Below are 22,349 nucleotides of genomic sequence, written 5' to 3'. Positions count from 1 at the left end.
GGGCTCCGCTGATCGGACGGTCCAGATCAGAACCCCACCGTATCGGTCAGCTGAACGATGCGCTACCGGTCACCGGCGGGCCCCGCGAGCCCTCGGCTCGGGGTGCCCGCCGGACCGTGCTCAGGCTCGGGTGACCGTCAGGCTCTCCGTGCCGTCGGCCACGTCGACCCGGACCGTGTCGCCGTCGCGGACCTCGCCGGCCAGCAGCGCCTTCGCCAGCCGGTCGCCGATCGCCGACTGGACCAGACGGCGCAGCGGCCGGGCGCCGTAGATCGGGTCGTATCCGTGCTCGGCCAGCCAGCCCCGGGCCTCCTCGGTGACCACGAGGTCCAGCCGCCGCTCCGCCAGCCGGCGCCGCAGCCGGTCGAGCTGGATGTCGACGATCCCGCGCAGGTCCTGACCGGTGAGCCCGGCGAAGATCACGATGTCGTCCAGCCGGTTGAGGAACTCCGGCTTGAAGTGCGACCGGACCACCGCCAGCACCGCCTCCCGGCGCTCCTCCGCACCGCGGGTCAGGTCGGAGACGACCGCCGAGCCCAGGTTCGAGGTGAGGATCAGGATCGCGTTGCGGAAGTCGACCGTACGCCCCTGGCCGTCGGTGAGCCGGCCGTCGTCGAGCACCTGGAGCAGGATGTCGAAGACGTCGGGGTGCGCCTTCTCCACCTCGTCCAGCAGGATCACCGAGTACGGCCGGCGGCGCACCGCCTCGGTGAGCTGCCCGCCCTCCTCGTAACCGACGTAGCCGGGCGGGGCACCCACCAGGCGGGCGACGGAGTGCTTCTCGCCGTACTCGCTCATGTCGATCCGGACCATGGCCCGCTCGTCGTCGAAGAGGAACTCGGCGAGCGCCTTGGCGAGCTCGGTCTTGCCGACACCCGTCGGGCCCAGGAAGAGGAAGCTGCCGGTGGGGCGGTCGGGGTCCGCGACGCCGGCACGGGCCCGGCGGACCGCGTCGGAGACCGCCGTGACGGCCTCGCTCTGGCCGACCACCCGGGCGGCGAGCGACTCCTCCATCCGCAGCAGCTTGGTCGTCTCGCCCTCCAGCAGCCGGCCGGCCGGGATGCCGGTCCAGGAGGCGACCACCGCGGCGATGTCGTCGGCGCCGACCTCTTCCTTGAGCATCGCGCCGTCGGCCTGGAGCTTGGCGAGTTCCGCCTCGGCCCTCGCCAGTTCGGCCTTGAGCGCCGGGATCCGGCCGTAGCGCAGCTCGGCGGCGCGCTCCAGCTCGCCGTCCCGCTCGGCCCGCTCGGCCTCGCCGCCGAGCCGTTCCAGCTCCTCCTTGGCGGTGGAGATCCGGGTGATGTGCTCCTTCTCGAGCTTCCACCGGTCGCTGAGCGCGGTGAGCTGCTCGCGCTTGTCCGCCAACTCCCTACGGAGCCGTTCGAGGCGCTCGGCGGAGGCCGGGTCGGGCTCCTTGGCCAGCGCCATCTCCTCGATCTCCAGCCGGCGTACCGCCCGCTCGATCTCGTCGACCTCGACCGGCCGAGAGTCGATCTCCATCCGGAGCCGGGAGGCGGACTCGTCGACCAGGTCGATCGCCTTGTCCGGCAGGAACCGATCGGTGATGTAGCGGTCGGAGAGCGTCGCGGCGGCGACGAGCGCGGCGTCGGTGATCCGTACGCCGTGGTGCACCTCGTAGCGCTCCTTGAGGCCGCGCAGGATGCCGATGGTGTCCTCGACGGTCGGCTCACCGACCAGCACCGGCTGGAACCGCCGCTCCAGCGCCGGGTCCTTCTCGATGTGCTCGCGGTACTCGTCGAGGGTTGTCGCGCCGACCATCCGCAGCTCGCCCCGGGCCAGCATGGGCTTGAGCATGTTGCCGGCGTCCATCGAGCCCTCGCCCTTGCCGGCACCGACCACGGTGTGCAGCTCGTCGAGGAAGGTGATGACCTGGCCGTCGGAGTTCTTGATCTCCTCCAGCACCGACTTCAGCCGTTCCTCGAACTGGCCACGGTACTGCGCGCCGGCGACCATCGCGCCGAGGTCGAGCGAGACGAGCTTCTTGTCCCGCAGCGACTCGGGGACGTCCCCGGCGACGATCCGCTGCGCCAGCCCCTCGACGATCGCGGTCTTGCCGACGCCGGGCTCGCCGATCAGCACCGGGTTGTTCTTGGTACGCCGGGACAACACCTGGACGACCCGGCGGATCTCGGCGTCCCGGCCGATCACCGGGTCGATCTTGCCCTCGCGGGCGCGCTCGGTCAGGTCGACGCCGTACTTCTGGAGCGCCTGGTACGTCTGCTCCGGATCGGCGGTGGTGACCCGCCGGTTTCCACCGCGCACCGCCGGGAAGGCGGCGACCAGGTTCTCCTCGGTGGCACCGGCGTCCTTCAGCAGCCGGGACACCGCACCGCCGACCCGGGCCAGCCCGGCCAGCAGGTGCTCGGTGGAGGTGTACTCGTCGCCGAGCGGGCGGGCGATCTGCTCGGCCGCGCCGATCGCGTTGACGAACTCGCGGGACAGGCTCGGCTCGGCGACGCTGGACCCCCGGGCCGCCGGTTGGGTCTCCACGGCCCGGACGGCGGCCCGCCGGATGTCGGCCGGGTTGGCCCCGACCGCGCGCAACAGCCCGGCCGCGGTTGACCCGCCGGTGTCCAGCAGGGACAGCAGCAGGTGCCACGGTTCGACGGTGGCGTGGCCGCGCTGGTTCGCCGTCGCGACCGCGCCGGTGATGACTTCACGGCTCTTCGTGGTGAGACGTTCGGCGTTCATGAGCTCCCAATCACGGACCCGCCGGCCGTGGGCACGGGCCGGCACGACAGCGTGGCCGTACGCCGCCGGAGCGGGCGGGGGACGACCGTCACTACTGACGACACAACCAGAGTTGAGTGTATTCCGCTCAACTCTGGTCTGGTGATGTCGATCACCGGGCTGTTGCCCCTCGGGTCCACCGGCCGCGGGGTGTCGCATCCCCGGCGGCGCCGACGTCCGCGCCCTGGCCTGTGGCTTCCCATCTCTCGCGCCGGTACGGGCCCCAGCCGCCGAAGGCCGGCGCGGTACCGTTGCCCGCGTGCGAGTACGTGTGGAACAGACGGCGCTACCCGGGATTGGCGTACGCCACGACGTGGTGACCGCCTCCGGACGCCGGCTCGGCGTGGTCACACACCGCAACGGCCGGCGCGACCTGGTGCTCTACGATCCGGACGATCCGGATTCGTGTACGGCCGACATCCCCCTGACGGACGACGAGGCGGAGGCGCTCGCCGACATCCTCGGCGCCTCGCTGATGCTGGGCCAGCTCTCCGGGCTGCGCCAGCAGGCCGCCGGGCTGCTCACCGAGCAGATCGCGATCCCGGCCGGTTCACGGTACGTCGGCCGCCGCCTCGGCGACACGCAGGCCCGCACCCGTACCGGGGCGTCCATCGTCGCGGTACTCCGGGAGCGCGAGGTCATCGCCTCCCCGGGCCCGAGCTTCCGGTTCGAGGCCGGCGACGTGGTGGTCGTGGTCGGTACCCGTGAAGGGCTCGATGGCGTCACCGCGATCCTCGCCGAAGCCGATCCGGACGGCTGACGCGTATGCACGACACCACGGTCCTGCTCATCGAAGTCGGCGCGCTGCTCCTCGTTCTCGGGTTACTCGGCCGGCTCAGCCGGCGGATCGGGCTCTCCCCGATCCCCCTCTACCTCCTCGCCGGGCTCGCCTTCGGGCACGGCGGGGTGCTGCCACTCTCCGCCAGTGAGGAGTTCTTCCAGGTCGGTGCCGAGATCGGCGTGATCCTGCTGCTGGTCATGCTCGGCCTGGAGTACTCGGCCAACGAACTGGTCGGGAACCTCCGGGCCGCCGCCCCGGCCGGTCTGGTCGACGGCCTGCTCAACGCCCTGCCGGGGCTCGCCTTCGGCTTCCTGCTCGGCTGGGGCTGGGTCGGCGCCGTCGTCCTGGCCGGCGTCACCTGGGTCTCCTCCTCCGGGGTCATCGCCAAGGTCCTGGCCGACCTGGGCCGGCTCGGTAACCGGGAAACCCCGGTCGTGCTCTCGGTTCTCGTGATCGAGGACCTTGCCATGGCGCTCTACCTGCCACTGGTGACGGCCATTCTCAGCGGACAGGGCCTGCTCGGCGCCGCCATCGCGCTCGCCATCGCGGTCGCCACCGTCGTCGTGGTCCTGGTGGTGGCGATCCGGTTCGGCAACGTCATCTCCCGGATCGTCTCCGCCCAGGATCCGGAGGCGCTGCTGCTCGGCGTCCTCGGGCTCACCCTGCTGGTCGCCGGCGTCGCCGCCAGGCTACAGGTCTCGGCCGCGGTAGGGGCGTTCCTGGTCGGGATCGCGCTCTCCGGGCCGGTGGCGCACCACGCCACCGAACTGCTCTCCCCGCTCCGGGATCTGTTCGCCGCCGTCTTCTTCGTCTTCTTCGGACTCCACACCGACCCGCGGGACATCCCGCCGGTGCTGCTGCCGGCGATCGGGCTCGCCGTGGTCACGATGGCGACGAAGGTGCTCACCGGGTACATCGCGGCGAAGCGGGTGGGGATCGCCCTGCCGGGTCGATGGCGGGCCGGGCTCGCCCTGGTGCCCCGGGGCGAGTTCTCGATCGTCATCGCCGGACTGGCCGTCGGCGCCGCCGTGGTCAACCCGGAGATCGGGCCGCTCGCCACGGCGTACGTGCTGGTCACCGTCGTGACCGGACCGATGCTGGCCCGGCTGCCCGACTTCGGCTGGTTCAAACGGTGGCTACGGCGGGAGGCGGCCAGCGGACGGCCGGCGGTACCGGCAACGGAGTAGTCCGCCACCTCCACGGCGTCGCGGCGGCGCCAGGACCGGGGTCCGGCCGGCCCTGCCGGCCGTGCCCCGTCCCGAGGGACCGGCGCCGCCAAGACCCGGCCGTCCGCGGGCCATTACGCCGAGGCCGTCCGACAGCGGATCGCGGTTCGGTACGGGATCCGGACAGGTAACGGGTTGGTGAAATCGCACGTGACCGGCCTTACGGAGCGCCGCGACAGCGCGTTACCGTGTCGCCGCGGTAGCTGCTCGGCGTGCTGACGCCGGTCAGCGGCCGGCGGTTGCGCGAACGAAAGGCGACCCGTTGAGCGTGCAGGACCCGACGTTCCGAGGCTTCGCCAATCCGGTGGACCCGTCGCCCGCCGAGTTGCGGGCCTGGGCGTACGAGCCGGACTCCGTGCCGCTGGAGACCATGCCCCCGGACTGGGACCTGCTCGTCTCCGGAGATCACCTGATCACGACCCTCTTCGACCTGGCGATGGACCCGTCCTGCCCGGCCCGCCGGTTCGCGCTGCACTGCCTCTACATCTACGCCGCGGACGGCATCCGGACGAAGTTCCGGGCCCACTCGAGGCGGCGGCTGCGCAAGCTGGTCGAGCAGGCCGAACGGAACGGCGACGAGCCGATGCTGATCTGGGCGCACAACACCCGTGTGCTCCAGTCGCGTCCGGAACTGTTCGACTACCACGACTGGTGCGAAGGCGGCCTGGTCCGGCAGAGCCGGCGTCTCTAGACGGGCGCCTTCGCGGCTGACCCCGGGTCAGCGAGCGCGCCGAGCGCGCGGCCGGTCATCCGGTGCCGCGACGCGGCGTGGGCCGGGACCCCCCGTGAGTCCCGGCCCATCAGCGACGTGTCGACGTCGAGGCCCGTGACGATCTGCGGCGAGACGTGCCGCGGAAGACCGACGTGCAGCGCCGGCACCATCGGTCAGGTTACTCACCGGGCACGGGAGCCGCAGGCGAATAAGCCGGTACCGATCTCGCGCGGCGGCGGCCGACAGCCGGGGAGGTGAGACCGGTCAGGCCTCGGAACCGGCGGACCGCCGCGGACGCCAGACGACCAGGGCGGTCGAGATCTGGCTGGTCGGGACCAGGTCACGCCGGGCCAACCCGCCGAGTGACTCCAGCTCCGCCACCCGCCGGTACGCGGCCTCGAGTTCCGCCTCCAGCTGCGCCATCCGCTGCTGGAGCTCCTCGACCAGCTGCTCCAGGGCGATGATCCGCTTGATGCCGGCGAGGTTGACGCCGTCCTCCTGGCTGAGCCGCTGCACCTCGCGCAGCAGCGCCACGTCGCGCACGCTGTACCGGCGTCCACCACCGGGCGCCCGGCCGGGCTGGACCAGACCGAGCCGGTCGTACTGGCGGAGGGTCTGGGGGTGCATGCCGGCCATCCGGGCCGCCACCGAGATCATCAACACCTTGGCGTCGGACGCCTGCTCGATGGGGGCCACGAACTCCTCAGCCACCGTCGTTCACCTCCGCGCTGCGAAACCGGTCAGTTGGATCGACGCAACCGAGCGTCGAGATGTTCCCGTGCCGCCGGCGGGGTCTGGGCGGCGAACTCCTTCAACGCCTTTCGGGCCTCGGCGGAGAGCTTCTCCGGCACCGTGATCTCCAGGGTGACCAGCAGGTCGCCGGCCTGGCCGTCGCGACGGACCACGCCACGGCCCCGGGCCCGTAGCTTACGGCCGCTCGGCGTCCCGGGCGGCACCCGCAGGGTCACCGCGCCATCCAGGGTCGGCACCCGCAGGTCCGTACCGAGGACCGCCTCCGCGATGGTGATCGGCACGGTCAGGGTCAGGTCGTCGCCGTCGCGCCCGAAGAGCTCATCGGGGCGGACCCTGACCAGAACGTACAGGTCACCCGCCGAACCGCCCCGCTCGCCCGGCTCGCCGCGACCGGACAGCCGGATCCGCTGCCCGTCGGCGACCCCGGGCGGGAAGCGGACGTTGATGGTCCGGGACTTGGTCACCCCGCCGGTCCCCCGGCACTCCGGGCACCGCTCGTCGACGACCGTGCCGACCCCCTGGCACTCCCGGCACGGCTCCGAGAAGCTAAACGCCCCCTGGTTGCGGGTCACCATGCCGGTCCCGCGGCACCGCGGGCAGGTCCGGGGCAGGGTGCCCGGCTTCGCGCCGCTGCCCCGACAGGTGTCGCAGACTCCGGGCGAGCGGACCGTCAGCGGCATGGTGACGCCCCGGACCGCCTCCTCGAAGTCCAGCACCACCTCGGCCTCGACGTCCCGGCCCCGGGCCGGTCCGCGCGGGCGGGTCGGCCCACCGGAGAAGATCGAGCTGAACAGGTCGGAGAAGCCCGGACCGCCGAACCGGCGGTCGCCCGGCTGGCCCATCCCGCCGAACAGGTCCGAGATGTCGAACGGGTACCCGCCGCCCGGCCCGCCGGCCCGCGCACTCCGGCGGAACGCGCCCGAGCCGAAGAGTGAGCGCATCTCGTCGTACTCCTGGCGCTTGCGCGGGTCGGAGAGGACGTCGTACGCCTCGGAGACCGCCTTGAACCGCTCCTCGGCCTGCCCGTCGCCGGGATTCCGGTCAGGGTGCAGCTCCCGGGCCAGCCTGCGGTAGGACTTCTTGATCTCGTCCACGGAGGCGGACTTGTCCACCCCCAGTACGGCGTAGAAGTCCTTCTCCAGCCAGTCCTTGGAACTCATCGGTCGTCCACCCCCGTCCTCCGCCGCGTGGTCGAGGTCCCACCCAGGCGCCTCCGTTCGGGAGGCGTCCGGGCGGCACCCCGACCACGACGCGCCGGACTACTCAACGTCTGACCCTGGCCGTTTACTTCCGGGTCCGCGGCAGCGCCCCTCGGACTACTCCGGGTCGGCCACCGCCACCAGGGCGGCCCGGAGCACCTTGTCGCCGAACTGGTAGCCGCGACGCATCACGTCCACGCAGGTCGGCTTGGTGACCTCGGCCGAGGTCTGGTGGGCGACCGCCTCGTGCCGGTTCGGGTCGAACGGGTCCCCCTTCTCGCCGAACGGGGTGAGCCCCAGCTTCGTGAGCGTGGTGATCAGCTGCTCCGCCACCGCGCCGAAGGGCCCGACCAGGTCGCCGTGCTCCCGGGCCCGGTCCAGGTCGTCCAGGACCGGCAGCAGCGCGGTCAGCACCGCGCCGGTGGTCTCCTTCGCCACCCGGCCCCGGTCCCGCTCGACCCGCTTGCGGTAGTTGGCGTACTCCGCCGTCACCCGCTGTAGGTCCCGGGTCCGCTCGTCCAGCTCGGCCCGGAGCGCCTCCAGCTCGGCACCGAGCGCCGTTGGCTGCTCCTCCGCCAGGGTGGCGCCGGGGCTGACCGGCTCGGCCGGGGCGTCCACCACCGGCCCCTCGGTCCCGGAGGGCTCCAGGGCCTCGGCGACCTCGGCGTCGTCGATCGCCGACGTGGCCGGCTCGCTCGTCGCCTCGGTCGGCTCGGTGGTCGCCCCGTCCGCCGGCTCGGTGGTCGCCCCGTCCGCCGGCTCGCTCGTCGCCTCGGTCGGCTCGGTGACCGCCTCCGCATCGGTCGCCGGCTCGGCGCCGCCGTCGGTGGTCACCGAGTCGGCCACCTCCGGACCGCTGTCAGCCGACTTCGCGTCGTCGACCGCCGCGGCCGCCGCCGTCGACTCGGTGTCGTCGACCTCGCCGGTGGCGACGACCGGCTCCGCGTCGACCGCCGACGGCTCCGGGTCCGGGTTCGGGTCCTTGACGACCGGCTTTCCGCCATTGGCGGCGTCGGTCCCGGTCTCGGTCGCACCCGTCACGTCACCCGCTCCGGCCTCGCCGGCCGGGTTCCCGGCAAGATTGATCTTCCGATTGTCCCGGATGACGATGCGCTCGCCGGCCGCACCGGCGGGCGCGGAGCCACCCGGCGCCGCCCCGGTGGTATCCGGGTCGGCGGCTCGTGGCTGGTCCGTCATGCGACTACCTCGATCCGTCGTGCGTAGGGCCAACGCGCGTGCGGTGGTGCCGCGTCACTTCTTGTCGTCCTCGACGATCTCCGCGTCCACCACGTCGTCGGCACCGCCCTTCGCCCCGCCGGTCGCTCCAGCAGCGCCCGCGCCCGCCTGCTGCCCCTGCTCGGCCTGCTGCGCGTAGAGCAGCGAGCCGGCCTGCTGAGAGACCTGGGCCAGCTTCTCGTGCGCCGACCTGACCTTCTCCAGGTCGGTCCCGCCGAGCGCGGCGCGCAGCTCGCCCAGGGCCTCGTTGAGCTTGTCCCGGGACTCGCTCGGCAGCTTGTCACCGCTCTCGGCGAGGAACTTCTCAGTCTGCCACTGGAGTTGCTCGGCCTGGTTGCGGGTCTCCGCCTCCTCGCGCCGCCGCTTGTCCTCCTCGGCGTGCTCCTGGGCGTCCCGCATCATCCGCTCGATGTCCTCCTTCGGCAGCGCCGAGCCGCCGGTGATGGTCATCGACTGTTCCTTGCCGGTGCCGAGGTCCTTCGCGCTGACGTGCACGATGCCGTTCGCGTCGATGTCGAAGGTGACCTCGATCTGCGGCACGCCGCGCGGCGCCGGCGGCAGGCCGGTCAGCTCGAAGGTGCCGAGCTTCTTGTTGTACGCGGCGATGTCGCGCTCGCCCTGGAAGACCTGGATCAGCACCGAGGGCTGGTTGTCGTCGGCGGTGGTGAAGACCTCCGACCGCTTGGTCGGGATGGTGGTGTTCCGCTCGATCAGCTTGGTGAAGATGCCGCCCTTGGTCTCGATGCCCAGGCTGAGCGGGGTCACGTCGAGCAGCAGGACGTCCTTGACCTCGCCCTTGAGCACACCGGCCTGGAGCGCGGCGCCGACCGCGACGACCTCGTCCGGGTTGACGCCCTTGTTCGGCTCCTTGCCGGTGAGCTGCTTGACCAGCTCCGAGACGGCCGGCATCCGGGTCGAGCCGCCGACCAGGATCACGTGGTCGACGTCCGAGACCTTGATCCCGGCGTCCTTGATCGCCTGCTCGAACGGGCCCTTGCAGCGGTCCAGCAGGTCCTGCGTCATCCGCTGGAACTCGGCCCGGGTCAGCGTCACGTCGAGGTGCAGCGGCGCGGACGGGGTGCCGTCCGGGCCCGCCGGCCCGGCCGTGATGTACGGCAGGTTGATGTTGGTGGTGGTGGCGGCGGAGAGCTCGACCTTGGCCTTCTCGGCCGCCTCGCGGAGCCGCTGCATCGCCATCTTGTCCTGGGACAGGTCGACGCCGTGCTGGCCGCGGAAGGTCTTGATCAGGTGGTCGATGATCCGCTGGTCCCAGTCGTCGCCACCGAGGTGGTTGTCACCGCTGGTGGCCTTCACCTCGATGACGCCCTCGCCGATCTCCAGCAGGGACACGTCGAAGGTGCCACCACCCAGGTCGAAGACCAGGACGGTCTGCTCCTTGGAGCCCTTGTCCAGCCCGTACGCCAGTGCCGCCGCGGTCGGCTCGTTCACGATCCGCAGCACGTTGAAGCCGGCGATCTCCCCGGCCTCCTTGGTGGCCTGCCGCTGGGCGTCGTTGAAGTACGCCGGAACGGTGATCACGGCGTCGGTGATCCGCTCGCCCAGGTACGCCTCGGCGTCCCGCTTGAGCTTCATCAGGGTGCGAGCGGAGATCTCCTGGGGCGTGTACTTCTTACCGTCGATGTCGATCGTCCAGTTGGTGCCGATCTCCCGCTTGACCGACCGGATGGTCCGGTCCGGGTTGGTCACCGCCTGACGCTTGGCGACCTCACCGACGAGCACCTCGCCGTTGCGGGCAAACGCGACGATCGACGGAGTCGTCCGCGAGCCCTCGGCGTTCGCGATGACGGTGGGCTCACCACCCTCGAGAACGCTGACGCAGGAGTTCGTCGTGCCGAGGTCGATTCCGACCGCACGTGCCATCTTCGCTTCCTCGCTTCGTTACACGGCAGGTGACGGGCACCGCCCGCAACGCACCCACCACAAGTTGAGTGGACCGGACTCAATAGTGCCACGCCCACGGACACCGTCAAAGTCAGACTTGAGTCACATCGACGCAACCGCATCCGGGATCCGTACCCGGGTGACGAAGCGGGCGAGACCCGGCATCGACCACGGTCAGGGCAGGCCGGCGGAGCCGATCCTGACCGCCCGGGATGTGGCGCTGATCCGCCGGCAAAGCGCGCCGGTTGTCTGTGTTGCAGCGATCGGGCAGTCTTTACGCGTGACGACCCATGGCGATTCGGCCACCGGCCTCAACATGCCCATGGTCGGCACAGCGGGGTACGGACGTGACGCCGGCCCCGGACCGGACGGGTACGCGCCGCCGGACCTCACGGGTCACGGAACGGACGCCCCCGGGGGCCTGTCCGACCTGCACCGGGCCCTGGTCCACCTGCGGGCCGCCATCGCCGCCACGACGTATCCGCTGGCCCTGCCCGGCGTGGACGAGGCCCGCCAGGTCGGTGCCGCGCTCGTCAGCCAGCTCGACGACTACCTGTTGCCCCGGCTCGCCCGGCTCGACGCGCCGTTGCTGGTGGTCGTCGGCGGCTCCACCGGCGCCGGGAAGTCGACGCTGGTCAACAGCCTCGTCCAGGCCCGGGTCAGCAGCGTCGGGGTGCTCCGGCCCACCACCAGGGCCCCGGTCCTGGTCTGCAGCCCGCTCGACTCGGCGTGGTTCCGGCAGGGCGAGCTGCTGCCCGGGCTGACCCGGACCACCGGGCCGACCGACCGCCCCGACACCCTGCAGCTGGTCTCCGCCCCCGCGCTGCCGGCCGGGGTGGCCTTCCTGGACGCACCGGACATCGACTCCGTGGTCGATGCCAACCGCGCCCTCGCCGCCCAACTGCTCGCCGCGGCCGACCTCTGGCTCTTCGTCACCACCGCCGCCCGGTACGCCGACGCCGTCCCCTGGGAGCTGCTGCACACGGCGCGGCTGCGTGGGACCGTGATCGCGCTGGTCCTCGATCGGGTCCCGCCGGCGGCCGCCGCCGAGGTGTCCGCGCACCTGATGGAGATGCTGGCCAGCCACGGGCTCGCCGACGCGCCGCTGTTCGTGGTCCCGGAGACGGTCGTCGACGGGCAGGGGCTGCTGCCGGACCGGCTCACCGAGCCGCTGCGGACCTGGTTCAACCGGCTCGCCGCGGACGCGGGCGCCCGGTCCGCGGTGATCCGGCAGACCCTCGACGGCGCGGTCGCCGCGCTCGTCCCCGCGGTGGAGGGCCTGGCCGCCGCCGCCGACCAGCAGGTCACCGCCGCACAGGCCCTCGACGAGCATGTCCGGGCGGCGTATCGGAGCGCCCGGCGCTCGATCGAGCAGAGCCTCCATGACGGTCGGCTGCTCCGCGGCGAGGTACTGGCCCGCTGGCAGGAGTTCGTCGGCACCGGCGAGTTGTTCCGCAGCCTCGAGGCGCGGGTCGGCCGGATCCGGGACCGGCTCGTCGCGGCGGCGACCGGACGTCCGGTCTCGAACGCCCAGCTCCGGACCGCGATCGAGTCCCAGCTCGTCACGCTGCTACGGGAGGCGGCCGCCACCGCGGCCGAGCAGAGCCACGCGGCCTGGCAGACGCACCCGGCGGGGAAGGCGCTGCTCAGCTCCGACCTCGCCCAGCCCGGAGCCGACCTGACCGAGCGGGCGGAACGCCTGGTCCGCGACTGGCAGCGGGAGGTGGTCGAGCTGGTCCGGAGCCAGGGCGGAGGCAAGCGGTTCGTGGCGCGCGGTGCGGCGTACGCGGTCAACGCCACCGGGCTCGCCGTCATGATCGCGGTCTTCGCCTCCACCGCGTTCATCCCGACCGGGCTGGAGGTGGCGACGGCCGGCGGCACCACGGTGGCGGCGCAGAAGGTGCTCGAAGCGATCTTCGGCGACCAGGCGATCCGTACCCTGGCGACCCGGGCCCGGACCCGGCTGCTGGCCATGGTCGACAATCTCCTCGCCGAGGAGGCCGCGCGCTACCTGGCCCGGACGGCGGCGGTCGGCATCGAGACCGGCCCTGGCGAGCGGCTCCGGACGGCGGCCCGGATCGTCGGTGCCGCCCGCGCCCGGACCGGACTGACGACCGCCGCCGGGCCGACGAGTCCGCCCGGCGTGAGGACAGGCCCATGACCCCGTCACCACCGCAGACCGAGCCGATGACCCCGTACGACGGCCAGGCCGAACAGATGCCGATCAACCCGTACGCTCCGGAGGCCGGCCGATGACGGAGATGCTCGGCAAAGTTCACGACGACCTCCGCTCCGACCGGCGGGCCGACGTCGACCGGCTGGTCGAGCGGCTGTCGGCGGTGCAGCGCTTCCTCGCCGCCGTCGACGGTCACCTGCCCGACGACCAGCTCGTCGCGGCGCACACCCTGGTCGAACGGGCCGGCGCCCGGCTCTCCCTCTCCCGGTACCACACCGTGGTCGCGCTGGCCGGCGCCACCGGAAGCGGCAAGTCCAGCCTCTTCAACTCGCTGGCCCGGTTCGAGATGTCGCCGGTTGGGGTCCGGCGGCCGACGACCGGGGTGACCCACGCCTGTGTCTGGGGGCCGCTGGACGGCGCCATGCAGCTCCTCGACTGGGTCGGCGTGCTGCCCCGGCACCGGTTCGTCCGGGAGAGCCCGCTCGACGGCGCCGACGAGGCCGCCCTGCACGGGCTGGTCCTGCTCGACCTCCCCGACTTCGACTCGGTGGAACGGTCCCACCGGCTGGAGGTGGACCGGCTGCTCGGCCTGGTCGACCTCGTGGTCTGGGTGGTCGACCCGCAGAAGTACGCCGACCGCGTGCTGCATCGCAGCTACCTGCGGGAGTTCCACCGGCACCGGGACGTCACGGTGGTGGCCCTCAACCAGGCGGACAGGCTGTCGTCCGCCGAGGTGTCCCGGGTCGTGGATGACCTACGCCGGCTCCTCGACGCCGACGACCTCGCCGGGGTTCCGGTCCTCGCCACCTCGGCGCTCACCGACGCGGGCACCGCGCCGCTGCGGGAGATCCTGGAACGGACCGTGGGCGAACGCCAGGCGGCGCTGCACCGGCTCGCCGGCGACCTGGACGCGGTCGTCGAGGGGCTCACCGGACTGGTCGGGTCCGATCCGGTCAGTGATGACGTCGACCGGCCCACGATGCGGCGGCTGATCGACGCGCTCGCCGCCGCGGCCGGCGTACCGGCGGTGGCCGAGGCGACCGAGCAGGCGTACCGGCACCGGGCCGTCGCGGCGACCAGCTGGCCGCTGGCCCGCGCCTGGCGACGGCTGCGACCGGATCCGCTGCGCCGGTTGCACCTGGCCGGGTCGGACGGCGACGCGGGCCGGAGACACGAGGACGAGGACGGGCGGCCGCCGGTCCCGGCGACCTCGGCGCCGGAGCCGACCGCGGCGCACCTCGCCGCCGTCGGCCTGGCCGTCCGGGCGGTCGCCGAACGGGCCGGTTCCGCCCTCCCCGCCACCTGGTCGGCGGCGGTGAGCGCGGCGGCGCGGTCCCGGCTCGCCGACCTGCCCGACGCCCTGGATCGGGCCGTCGCCGTCACCGACACCGGTCCGACCCGCCGGCCCACCTGGTGGCGGGCGGTCAACGCGGTGCAGTGGCTGGTCACGGTCGCCGCGCTGGTGGGGCTGGGCTGGCTGCTCTTCGGGTCCGTGGTACGCGCACTCGGCTTCCCGCCCCTGGAGTACCCGAGCCTCGGCATCGCGTCGCTCCCCACCGTGCTGCTCCTCGGCGGGCTGCTGCTCGGGGTGCTCGTCGGGCTGCTGGTGAAGCCCGTCATCGGCTGGGCGGCACGCCGGGCACGGTGGCGAGCCGAGGGGCGGATGCACGACGCGGTGGCCGAGGCCGCCCAGGGGTACGTCATCGTGCCGGTCCGCGCGGTGCTGCGGGCGTACGCCGAGGCGCGGTCCGCCCTCGCCGCCGCCTCCCGGTGACGCCCCGACGGCGATCGACCCGGGCCGCCGCGGCGCCCGCCTCGGGAGCGCCCACGTCGCCTGCGTCGGGAGGTCGATCGGCGTCGACCTCTGGCCGGCGGGACGGCGTCTCCGTCCGATGTGCTGCTCGCGGCGTGCTGCTGGTGCTGGACCAGCGGCTCCGGGCGTAGGGTCGGCCTCATGGCCCCGCCACAGAACCCCTTCGATGCCGTTCTGCACGCCGCCCGTGACGTCGCCAAGCTCGACTGCGCGCTGGACGCGGAGATGCTCGGCACCGCGCTGCTGGGCAGTGTCTACGCGATCGCCGACGAGGACCGGCGGAACGCGGTCCGCGCCTTCGTCGGCGACTTTCTCTCGGCGACCGCCCGCCGGCGTACCGCCGCCGCGACCACGATCCGGTCCGTCTTCGCCACCCTGGTGCCGGACGCCGCCGGCGCCGACGCGGTCCGACCCGGGGCCCAGGCGCCGTCCTGGTCGAACCAGCTCGGGAAGGTACGCCTCACCGGCAGCTACGCCTACGGCGACGTGTACGGCGACCAGACCTCGTATCTCGCCACCTTCGCCTATGAGGACAGTGTCGCGGGCGGCCCGGAACACGCGGTGGTCGCGCTCGTCGACCACAACATCGGCATCACCAAGGACGTCTTCGTCGGCGGCCCGGCGCACCGGATCCTGGAGCAGGTCCGGCAGATGTGCGCCGACGACGCGCTGACCTGGTTCCGGGAGGAGGACCCGTCCCGGCTGCGCCACGAGGTCGTCCGGCACCTGGACGTCACCGACGAGCTCGGCGCGCTGCCCCAGGAGGGTTCGCTCGCCACCGACCGGACGCTGGTCGGGGCCCGGTTGGCGCTGCTGCCCGCGCCCGCCCACGCCGTCGACACCCCCGCGCCCGCGCCGCCCTCCACCGCCGAACGGAACCGGTTGGTCCGCGCCTTCCTCGGCTCTCCGGAGGCGGCCCGGCTCGGTCTGGACCGGCTGCCGGAGTCGGATCTCGCCTCGCTGTACTTCTGCCTGAGCCTGGTACTGGACCACTCCGCGTCCCTTCCGGACGCCGACCCGCTGCGCTGGAGCCCGGCGGTGGCCGGCCTCTTCCTGCTCGACTGGGTGCACCGGCGGGCGGTGCTGGACATGGACGACGCGGCGCTGCTGCCCCGGGTGGTCCGGGGCTGGGCCGGGTACGCCGCCCGGCTGCGGGGCCTGCCGACGGAGGCCGCGGTCCAGACGGACGAGGCGATCGAGGAGATGGTGCCGGAGTTCGTCCGGCTCTACACCACGGGGGAGCGGCGTAGCCCGGCCACCGCCGCGGTGGCGCAGCTCATCGCCGACGGGATCGACCCGGACGACCCGGTGGCACTGGACGCCTGGATCGAGGCGAACCGCCAGCACCTCGACGACGATCCGGCGTAGCCCCGAGACGGTGGACCGGGGTCGGCACCCGGACCGGATTCGACCGCCTCCGGACGCGTACGCGAACGGGAGGCGGCTCCACCGACCCTCGCCCGCCCACACCGCCTCCCGTCGGATCCCGGGCTTGCCGGGCGCCGTCGAGGGAGGTCAGGATAGCCAGACGTCACTGCCGAACGGTCCGCCCCGCCGAGCGGGCCTCCTGGACGGTGGGGGGTGCCCACCCCGCCGGGGCCGCGGTGGCCGTTCCTGGTGCGGGTCGGCGATCCCGGGTCCGTCGTGCGCCGCCTCGCCGGGCCGCCCGAGGTGGGGCGGATGCCATGCCCCGCCGGATGCCGCGCCCCGGCGGGTGGCGGAGCCGGCGGCCGCGGCCCGGGGGAGCGGGCCGGGCGCGCCGGAGCCGCGACGAACCGGACTGGCCCCCCGCCAGCCGATCCGGGTGGCGGCGCCGGCCCTTGCGGACCGACGCCGCCGAGAAGGCCGCCGTTGCCGGTCGACGGCCCACTCCGAGTGCCGGGGTCGGCACACCCCGTTTCTCGTCTTATTGACGATAACCGCTGTGATAGCTTCTCGTCAAGATGGTGATAAATCCGATGGCCGAGTACCCGCCGTTCGCCGTGACCGTGGACCTGGTGGTCCTCACCGTGCGTGCGGACGAACTCTGCGCCCTGCTGGTCCGGCGCGGCGTGCCGCCGTACCAGGACCGCTGGGCGTTGCCGGGCGGGTTCGTCGGCATCCACGAGGATCTGTCGGACGCCGCCGCCCGGGAACTGACCGAGGAGACCGGGATTCCCGAGCCGGTGGGGCACCTGGAACAGCTCGGCACGTACGGCGACCCGGAGCGCGACCCGCGCGGGCGGGTGGTGACCGTCGCGTACCTGGCCCTGCTGCCGGACCTGCCGGCCCCGGTGGCCGGCACCGACGCGGCTGCCGCGGACTGGATCCCGGTCTCCCGGGTCGCCGACGCACACCTCGCGTTCGACCACGACGTGATCCTGGCGGACGGGCTGGAGCGGGCCCGCGCCAAGCTCGAGTACACCCCGCTGGCCACCGCGTTCTGCCCACCGGAATTCACCATCGCCCGACTCCGGACGGTCTACGAGACGGTGTGGGGGACCCGACTCGATCCCCGCAACTTCCACCGCAAGGTCACCACCACGCCCGGCTTCGTCGAGCCGGTCGGCCGGGTCACCGCGGGGGACCGGGGCCGGCCCGCCCGGCTCTACCGCCGCGGCTCGGCCGAGCTGCTGCATCCGCCGATGCTCCGCCCGTCGGCCGGCGCCTGACCTCCAGCCGTACCGCTACCGGGTCGGCGACGACGACCCTCTCGGCTCCGGCTCAGGAGCCGGCTCAGGCTCGGGCGACGGTGAGGGTGAGGGTGAGGGTGAGGGTGAGGGTTCCCCGGTCGCCCCGGGCGAGGTGGAGGGCTCCCCGGTCGGCGAGGGCGAGGGGGGCGGCTCCGGCGCGGGTGAGGGTGAGGGTGAGAGCGAGGCGGACGGCGACGGGTCCGGTGTCGCCGACGGCGATCCCGGGTCGGTCGGCTCGGGCGTCGGTTCGGGCGTCGGTTCGGGTGTCGGGCCGGTGGGACCGGTCGTCGGATCGGTCGGCTCCGGCCCGGGGTCGCTCGGTCCGGGGGTCGGCTCGGTGGGCGACGGTCCCGGTGTCGACGGTCCCGGTGCGGGCGGGGTGGCCGGCTCCTGCGACGCCGGCCGGGTTGGCGCCGGATGCGGCGCCTCCGGAAGTGTCGGGCGGTACGGCGGTGTCGCGTTCTCCGGATCGGGTCCATCCGACCGCGCTCCCGGGTCAAGGAGTCGGCGCCAACCGGCCGGACCGGTGGAGGTCGGGCCGTCCTGCGGCGGCGTGGGCAGCGGTACGACCAGCCCGCCGGTCGCCGGCGGGACGAACGGCGCGCTGCCCGCGGGCGGCGTCCCGTCGTTGACCGTCGCCGACCCGCTGCCGATGGCGGCGAGGATCGGCAGCGACGACGTGCCGGCGAGCATCGCGACGGTGAAGAGGTAACGCCGGGTGGGGCCGGCGAGGCCCTCGGCCCGGTGTACCCCGGTCACCCGGCGGTACCGCACGTGGGCGCCTCCGGACCGGCGATGGCGGGCCAGCAGTCGGGGCGCGGGGTCGTCGTGGCCGTTCTTCGGCACGGGAACACTCCTCGTCGTCGGCGGCGGTCGGCCAGCGGCGGCCGGGCGCCAAAACGCCGCTACGCTGTGAAAACTCGCGGCGCTCCCGGCGGTGTCGCCGTTCCTCACCATGGCGTAGTAACGCAGAGTTGGCCATCCTTACGGAGCGTGTCTAACGCTGTCTTTTGGACAGATTCGAGCGACGTACACGAACAAATCGCCACATGTGTGGCGAAGCCGGCGGCCATCCAAGATCCGCGCGAGGCTGATCTGTAACTCTGCGGGTCTGCTCTGCAAATATGGACCCGACGGCAACGCGGCCTCGACCTTCGTGCACCCCGCGACCGGCAGGACGCGGCGCCGACGCTCGGTGGATCAGGCTCGGCCAGAATCTGGTCCACGCCGCGCGGCAACCCCCACCGGGGCAAGGCGCGGCAGCCATCACCGGTCCGGCACCGCCAGACCGGCGTACGAGTTGCGCGGTCGGGACACCCCCGCTGCCGACGCACAAACGACAGGAGATAGGGATGGCGAAGGGCGATACCGCGGGCAAGGCCCGCGGCAAGCGGGCCACACCCCGGTCTGGGAAGCCTGCCGGGAAGACCCCGAACACGGGGGACCTCGTACAACTGCTCACCCCGGACGGCGACCGGATCGACAAGGTCACCTGGATCGACGGTACGGAGTACCGCGTCGACTTCACCGACGAGGAGTATCGCGGCCTCTACCGGGACCTCGTCCTGGTACGGCGGTTGGACGCCGAGGCGACCGCACTGCAACGGCAGGGCGAGCTCGGCATCTGGGCCAGCCTGCTCGGTCAGGAGGCGGCGCAGGTCGGTTCCGGTCGGGCGCTGCGACCGCAGGACATGGCCTTCCCGACATACCGGGAGCACGGCGTGCTCTACTGCCGGGGCATCGACCCGATCATGCCGTTCGGGCTCTTCCGCGGCGTGGATCTCGGCGGCTGGGACCCGAACGAGTTCAAGTTCAACATGTACACGATCGTCATCGGGGCCCAGACACTGCACGCCACCGGCTACGCCATGGGCGTCGCCATGGACGGCCGGACCGGCGGCGACGACGGCGAGGCGGTGATCGCGTACTTCGGCGACGGCGCCTCCGCCCAGGGCGACGTGAACGAGGCGTTCATCTGGTCGGCCGTCTTCAACGCCCCGATCGTCTTCTTCTGCCAGAACAACCAGTACGCCATCTCCGAACCCCTGGAGCGGCAGACCCGCATCCCGCTCTACCAGCGGGCCGCCGGCTTCGGCTTCCCGGGCGTACGGGTGGACGGCAACGACGTGCTGGCCACCTACGCGGTGACCCGGGCGGCCCTCGACAACGCCCGCCACGGTCAGGGCCCCACCCTGGTCGAGGCGTTCACGTACCGGATGGGCGCGCACACCACCACCGACGACCCGACCCGCTACCGCATCGCCAGCGAGGTCGAGGCGTGGCAGGCCAAGGACCCGATCGCCCGGGTCAAGGCGTTCCTCACCAAGCAGCGGATCGCCGACGACGCCTTCTTCGCCGAGGTGGACGAGCAGGCGAAGCAGGAGGCGCTGCGACTGCGCGAGCGGGTCCTGGAGATGCCGGACCCGAAGCCGTTGAGCCTCTTCGACCACGTGTATCCGCACGGCTCCCCCGAGATCGACGCCCAGCGCGACTTCATGGCCCGGTACCTGGACTCGTTCGAGGGGAGCGTGCACTGATGGCCACCGAGACCCTCACCCTGGGCAAGGCAATCAACCGTGGCCTGCGCCGCGCCCTGGAGCACGACCCCAAGGTCGTCATCATGGGCGAGGACGTCGGCAAGCTCGGCGGCGTCTTCCGGATCACCGACGGCCTGCAGAAGGACTTCGGCGAGAACCGGGTGATCGACACCCCGCTCGCCGAGTCCGGCATCATCGGGACCGCGGTCGGCCTCGCGATCCGCGGCTACCGACCGATCTGCGAGATCCAGTTCGACGGCTTCGTCTACCCGGCCTACGACCAGATCGTGTCGCAGGTGGCGAAGATGCACTTCCGCTCGCAGGGCAAGGTCACCGTCCCGATCGTCATCCGGATCCCCTTCGGCGGCGGCATCGGCGCGGTCGAGCACCACTCGGAGTCTCCGGAGGCGTACTTCGCGCACACCGCCGGGCTCAAGGTGGTCTCCTGCTCGAACCCGCAGGACGCGTACACCATGATCCAGCAGGCGGTCATCTCGGACGACCCGGTGATCTTCTTCGAGCCGAAGCGGCGGTACCACGAGAAGGGCACCGTGGAGGTGGACGCACCGCTGGACGAGGCGTACCCGCTGCACGCCTCCCGGGTGGTCCGACCCGGCCGGGACGCCACCCTGCTGGCGTACGGACCGATGGTGCGGACCGCGCTCGACGCGGCGACCGCGGCCGAGGAGGACGGGCGCGACCTCGAGGTGATCGACCTGCGCACCCTCTCCCCGCTGGACCTCGCCCCGGTGTACGAGTCGGTGCGGCGGACCGGCCGGTGCGTGGTGGTGCACGAGGCACCGGGCAACGTCGGGCTCGGCGCCGAGATCGCCGCGCGGATCACCGAGAACTGCTTCTACTCCCTGGAGTCCCCGGTCCTGCGGGTCACCGGCTTTGACACGCCGTACCCGGCGGCGCGGCTGGAGGAGGATTACCTGCCCAACCTCGACCGGGTGCTCGAGGCCGTCGACCGTACCTTCGGGTGGTGAGGCCGATGTCGCGCGTCCGGGAATTCCCCCTGCCCGACCTCGGTGAGGGACTGACCGAGGGCGAGATTCTCAGGTGGTTGGTGCAGGTCGGCGACGTCGTCGAGCTGAACCAGCCGGTCGTCGAGGTCGAGACCGCCAAGGCGGCGGTCGAGATCCCGGCGAAGTGGGCCGGTCGCATCACCGCGATCTTCCATCCGGAGGGCACGGTGGTCGACGTCGGTACCCCGATCTTCGCGGTCGACACCGACCCCGACGCCGGTGACCTGCCGGAGCCCTCGGCGGCCTCGCTCGCCGCGGTCGAGCGGGCACCCGAGGAGGGCGCCGTCGAGCCCGGGCTGATCGGCGGGCCCGCGCCGGGTGGCCGGACGGCCGTCCTGGTCGGGTACGGCCCGAAGACCGGCGCCGCGAAGCGACGGCCGCGGAAGGCCACGTCGGTGCCGCCCGCCCCGGCGGCCCCGCCCTCCGCGCCGGTACGTCCCGCGGCCCCCGCCGCGTCGCCGGCCCCCGCCCCGGTCACGTCCGCCACGCCGGCGGTCGCCGCGCCGACCGCGCCGGCCGGCGGTCGCAACGCGCTCGTCCTGGCGAAGCCGCCGGTTCGCAAGCTCGCCAAGGATCTCGGGGTGGACCTGAGCACCGTCACCGGGACCGGGCCGCTCGGATCGATCACCCGGGACGACGTACAGCGGGCGGCGACGGCGGCCCATCCGGCGCCCGCGGCGGCGACCAGCGCCGGGCCGGTCTTCGGACCGGACCGGGAGCAGCGCATCCCGGTCAAGGGCGTCCGGAAGCTGACCGCGCAGAACATGGTGGCCTCGGCGTTCACCGCGCCGCACGTCACCGAGTTCCTGACGGTCGACATGACCCGCTCGATGAAGGCGCTCGACCGGTTGCGCCAACGGCGGGAGTGGCAGGACGTCCGGCTCTCGCCGCTGCTGCTGGTGGCGAAGGCGGTGCTCCTGGCGATCCGTCGGCACCCGATGATCAACTCGACCTGGGCCGGCGACGAGATCGTGGTCAAGGAGTACGTCAACCTCGGCATCGCCGCCGCCACCGAGCGGGGCCTCATCGTGCCGAACATTCCCGACGCCGGTCGGCTCACCCTGCGCGAGCTGGCCGACGCGCTGGCCGAGCTGGTCCAGACCGCGAAGGCGGGCCGGACGACCCCGGCGCAGATGTCCGGGGGGACGTTCACCATCACCAACGTCGGCGTCTTCGGCGTCGACACCGGTACGCCGATCCTGCCGCCGGGCGAGTCGGCGATCCTGGCCTTCGGTGCGGTCCGGAAGATGCCCTGGGTGCACAAGGGCAAGGTCCGGCCCCGGCAGGTGACCACCCTCGGTCTCTCCTTCGACCACCGGATCATCGACGGCGAGCTGGGCTCGAAGTTCCTGCGCGACGTCGGTGACTTCCTCACCGATCCGGAGGCGGCGCTGCTCGACTGGACCTGACGCGCCGTCCCCGCCGGACGGTACGCCGTCCGGCCCGCTCACCGGACAGCCGGTGTGCTCCGGGCAACCCGGACGCACACCGGCTGTTTCCATTCGACCACGAAGAAACATCGCCGTGACCGGGCTTACACCTTTGATTCTTCGGCCAGTGTCC

16 protein-coding genes are annotated in these 22,349 nt (G+C 72.7%); 11 read left to right on the top strand and 5 right to left on the bottom strand.

Features of this window, described 5'->3' with window-relative positions; all coding sequences use genetic code 11:
- Positions 1–120: 120 nt before the first annotated feature.
- Positions 121–2,712: an ATP-dependent chaperone ClpB gene (clpB, locus tag EF879_RS02165; protein WP_123554096.1), complete on the bottom strand. Its 2,592-nt coding sequence runs from the start codon at positions 2,710–2,712 to the stop codon at positions 121–123.
- A gap of 298 nt (positions 2,713–3,010) precedes the next feature.
- Here clpB and EF879_RS02160 point away from each other — a divergent pair, with 298 nt between their 5' ends.
- The 3 genes from EF879_RS02160 to EF879_RS02150 all read left to right on the top strand — a co-directional run bounded on the left by EF879_RS02160 (position 3,011) and on the right by EF879_RS02150 (position 5,449).
- Complete coding sequence (locus EF879_RS02160; RefSeq protein ID WP_123554094.1) at positions 3,011–3,511, top strand: cation:proton antiporter regulatory subunit; 501 nt, start codon at positions 3,011–3,013, stop codon at positions 3,509–3,511.
- A 5-nt stretch (positions 3,512–3,516) separates the two neighbouring features.
- Positions 3,517–4,719, top strand: a complete 1,203-nt coding sequence (locus EF879_RS02155; protein WP_123554092.1) for a cation:proton antiporter — start codon at positions 3,517–3,519, stop codon at positions 4,717–4,719.
- Between the two features lie 301 nt (positions 4,720–5,020).
- Entirely contained in the window at positions 5,021–5,449 is a 429-nt protein-coding gene (locus tag EF879_RS02150) for a hypothetical protein (protein ID WP_123554090.1), read from the top strand.
- A 285-nt stretch (positions 5,450–5,734) separates the two neighbouring features.
- On the opposite strand, the gene EF879_RS02140 is transcribed toward EF879_RS02150, so the two are convergent.
- The 4 genes from EF879_RS02140 to dnaK all read right to left on the bottom strand — a co-directional run bounded on the left by EF879_RS02140 (position 5,735) and on the right by dnaK (position 10,539).
- Entirely contained in the window at positions 5,735–6,181 is a 447-nt protein-coding gene (locus tag EF879_RS02140; protein WP_370375433.1) for a heat shock protein transcriptional repressor HspR, read from the bottom strand.
- Positions 6,182–6,210: 29 nt separating this feature from the next.
- Positions 6,211–7,383, bottom strand: a complete 1,173-nt coding sequence (gene dnaJ / locus EF879_RS02135) for a molecular chaperone DnaJ (protein ID WP_123554086.1) — start codon at positions 7,381–7,383, stop codon at positions 6,211–6,213.
- 156 nt (positions 7,384–7,539) lie between these two features.
- Positions 7,540–8,619 (bottom strand): nucleotide exchange factor GrpE, encoded by a 1,080-nt coding sequence (gene grpE, locus EF879_RS02130; protein ID WP_123554084.1) that lies wholly within the window; start codon positions 8,617–8,619, stop codon positions 7,540–7,542.
- Positions 8,620–8,673: 54 nt separating this feature from the next.
- On the bottom strand, positions 8,674–10,539 hold the full coding sequence (gene dnaK / locus EF879_RS02125) for a molecular chaperone DnaK (protein WP_123554082.1): 1,866 nt from the start codon (positions 10,537–10,539) through the stop codon (positions 8,674–8,676).
- A gap of 301 nt (positions 10,540–10,840) precedes the next feature.
- Between dnaK and EF879_RS02120 the strand changes: the two genes are divergently transcribed.
- The 8 genes from EF879_RS02120 (at position 10,841) to EF879_RS02085 (ending at position 22,195) form a co-directional block, all read left to right on the top strand.
- The gene (locus tag EF879_RS02120) at positions 10,841–12,721 is read left to right on the top strand and encodes a GTPase domain-containing protein (RefSeq protein ID WP_233604173.1); all 1,881 of its coding nucleotides are present in this window, start codon (positions 10,841–10,843) and stop codon (positions 12,719–12,721) included.
- Between the two features lie 91 nt (positions 12,722–12,812).
- Positions 12,813–14,510 (top strand): GTPase, encoded by a 1,698-nt coding sequence (locus EF879_RS02115; protein ID WP_123554079.1) that lies wholly within the window; start codon positions 12,813–12,815, stop codon positions 14,508–14,510.
- A 180-nt stretch (positions 14,511–14,690) separates the two neighbouring features.
- Positions 14,691–15,917 carry a hypothetical protein gene (locus EF879_RS02110; RefSeq protein ID WP_123555261.1) on the top strand — a complete coding sequence of 409 codons (1,227 nt, stop codon included), beginning with the start codon at positions 14,691–14,693 and terminating at the stop codon, positions 15,915–15,917.
- Positions 15,918–16,507: 590 nt separating this feature from the next.
- Positions 16,508–17,200 (top strand): NUDIX domain-containing protein, encoded by a 693-nt coding sequence (locus EF879_RS02105; protein ID WP_233604172.1) that lies wholly within the window; start codon positions 16,508–16,510, stop codon positions 17,198–17,200.
- A 574-nt stretch (positions 17,201–17,774) separates the two neighbouring features.
- Positions 17,775–17,933 (top strand): hypothetical protein, encoded by a 159-nt coding sequence (locus tag EF879_RS27130; protein ID WP_158624091.1) that lies wholly within the window; start codon positions 17,775–17,777, stop codon positions 17,931–17,933.
- Between the two features lie 640 nt (positions 17,934–18,573).
- On the top strand, positions 18,574–19,758 hold the full coding sequence (gene pdhA / locus EF879_RS02095; protein WP_123554073.1) for a pyruvate dehydrogenase (acetyl-transferring) E1 component subunit alpha: 1,185 nt from the start codon (positions 18,574–18,576) through the stop codon (positions 19,756–19,758).
- Entirely contained in the window at positions 19,758–20,747 is a 990-nt protein-coding gene (locus tag EF879_RS02090; RefSeq protein WP_123554071.1) for an alpha-ketoacid dehydrogenase subunit beta, read from the top strand. Before pdhA ends, EF879_RS02090 begins: the two co-directional genes overlap by 1 nt.
- A 5-nt stretch (positions 20,748–20,752) precedes the next feature.
- Positions 20,753–22,195, top strand: a complete 1,443-nt coding sequence (locus tag EF879_RS02085) for a dihydrolipoamide acetyltransferase family protein (RefSeq protein ID WP_123554069.1) — start codon at positions 20,753–20,755, stop codon at positions 22,193–22,195.
- Positions 22,196–22,349: the final 154 nt, after the last annotated feature.

The organism is Micromonospora sp. HM5-17 (assembly GCF_003762835.1).
In the GTDB taxonomy this organism is placed as follows: Bacteria; Actinomycetota; Actinomycetes; order Mycobacteriales; family Micromonosporaceae; genus Plantactinospora.
The sequence above is the reverse complement of the archived record's forward strand: the minus strand, read 5'-3'. Positions and strand labels throughout refer to the sequence as shown.

Excerpts from the sequence above, each read along its gene's own strand:
- clpB (WP_123554096.1), bottom strand. The coding sequence starts at position 2,712 with ATGAACGCCGAACGTCTCACCACGAAGAGCCGTGAAGTCATCACCGGC.
- EF879_RS02155 (WP_123554092.1), top strand. The coding sequence starts at position 3,517 with ATGCACGACACCACGGTCCTGCTCATCGAAGTCGGCGCGCTGCTCCTC.
- dnaJ (WP_123554086.1), bottom strand. The coding sequence starts at position 7,383 with ATGAGTTCCAAGGACTGGCTGGAGAAGGACTTCTACGCCGTACTGGGG.
- grpE (WP_123554084.1), bottom strand. The coding sequence starts at position 8,619 with ATGACGGACCAGCCACGAGCCGCCGACCCGGATACCACCGGGGCGGCG.
- dnaK (WP_123554082.1), bottom strand. The coding sequence starts at position 10,539 with ATGGCACGTGCGGTCGGAATCGACCTCGGCACGACGAACTCCTGCGTC.
- EF879_RS02115 (WP_123554079.1), top strand. The coding sequence starts at position 12,813 with ATGACGGAGATGCTCGGCAAAGTTCACGACGACCTCCGCTCCGACCGG.
- EF879_RS02110 (WP_123555261.1), top strand. The coding sequence starts at position 14,691 with ATGGCCCCGCCACAGAACCCCTTCGATGCCGTTCTGCACGCCGCCCGT.
- EF879_RS02105 (WP_233604172.1), top strand. The coding sequence starts at position 16,508 with ATGGCCGAGTACCCGCCGTTCGCCGTGACCGTGGACCTGGTGGTCCTC.
- pdhA (WP_123554073.1), top strand. The coding sequence starts at position 18,574 with ATGGCGAAGGGCGATACCGCGGGCAAGGCCCGCGGCAAGCGGGCCACA.
- EF879_RS02090 (WP_123554071.1), top strand. The coding sequence starts at position 19,758 with ATGGCCACCGAGACCCTCACCCTGGGCAAGGCAATCAACCGTGGCCTG.
- EF879_RS02085 (WP_123554069.1), top strand. The coding sequence starts at position 20,753 with ATGTCGCGCGTCCGGGAATTCCCCCTGCCCGACCTCGGTGAGGGACTG.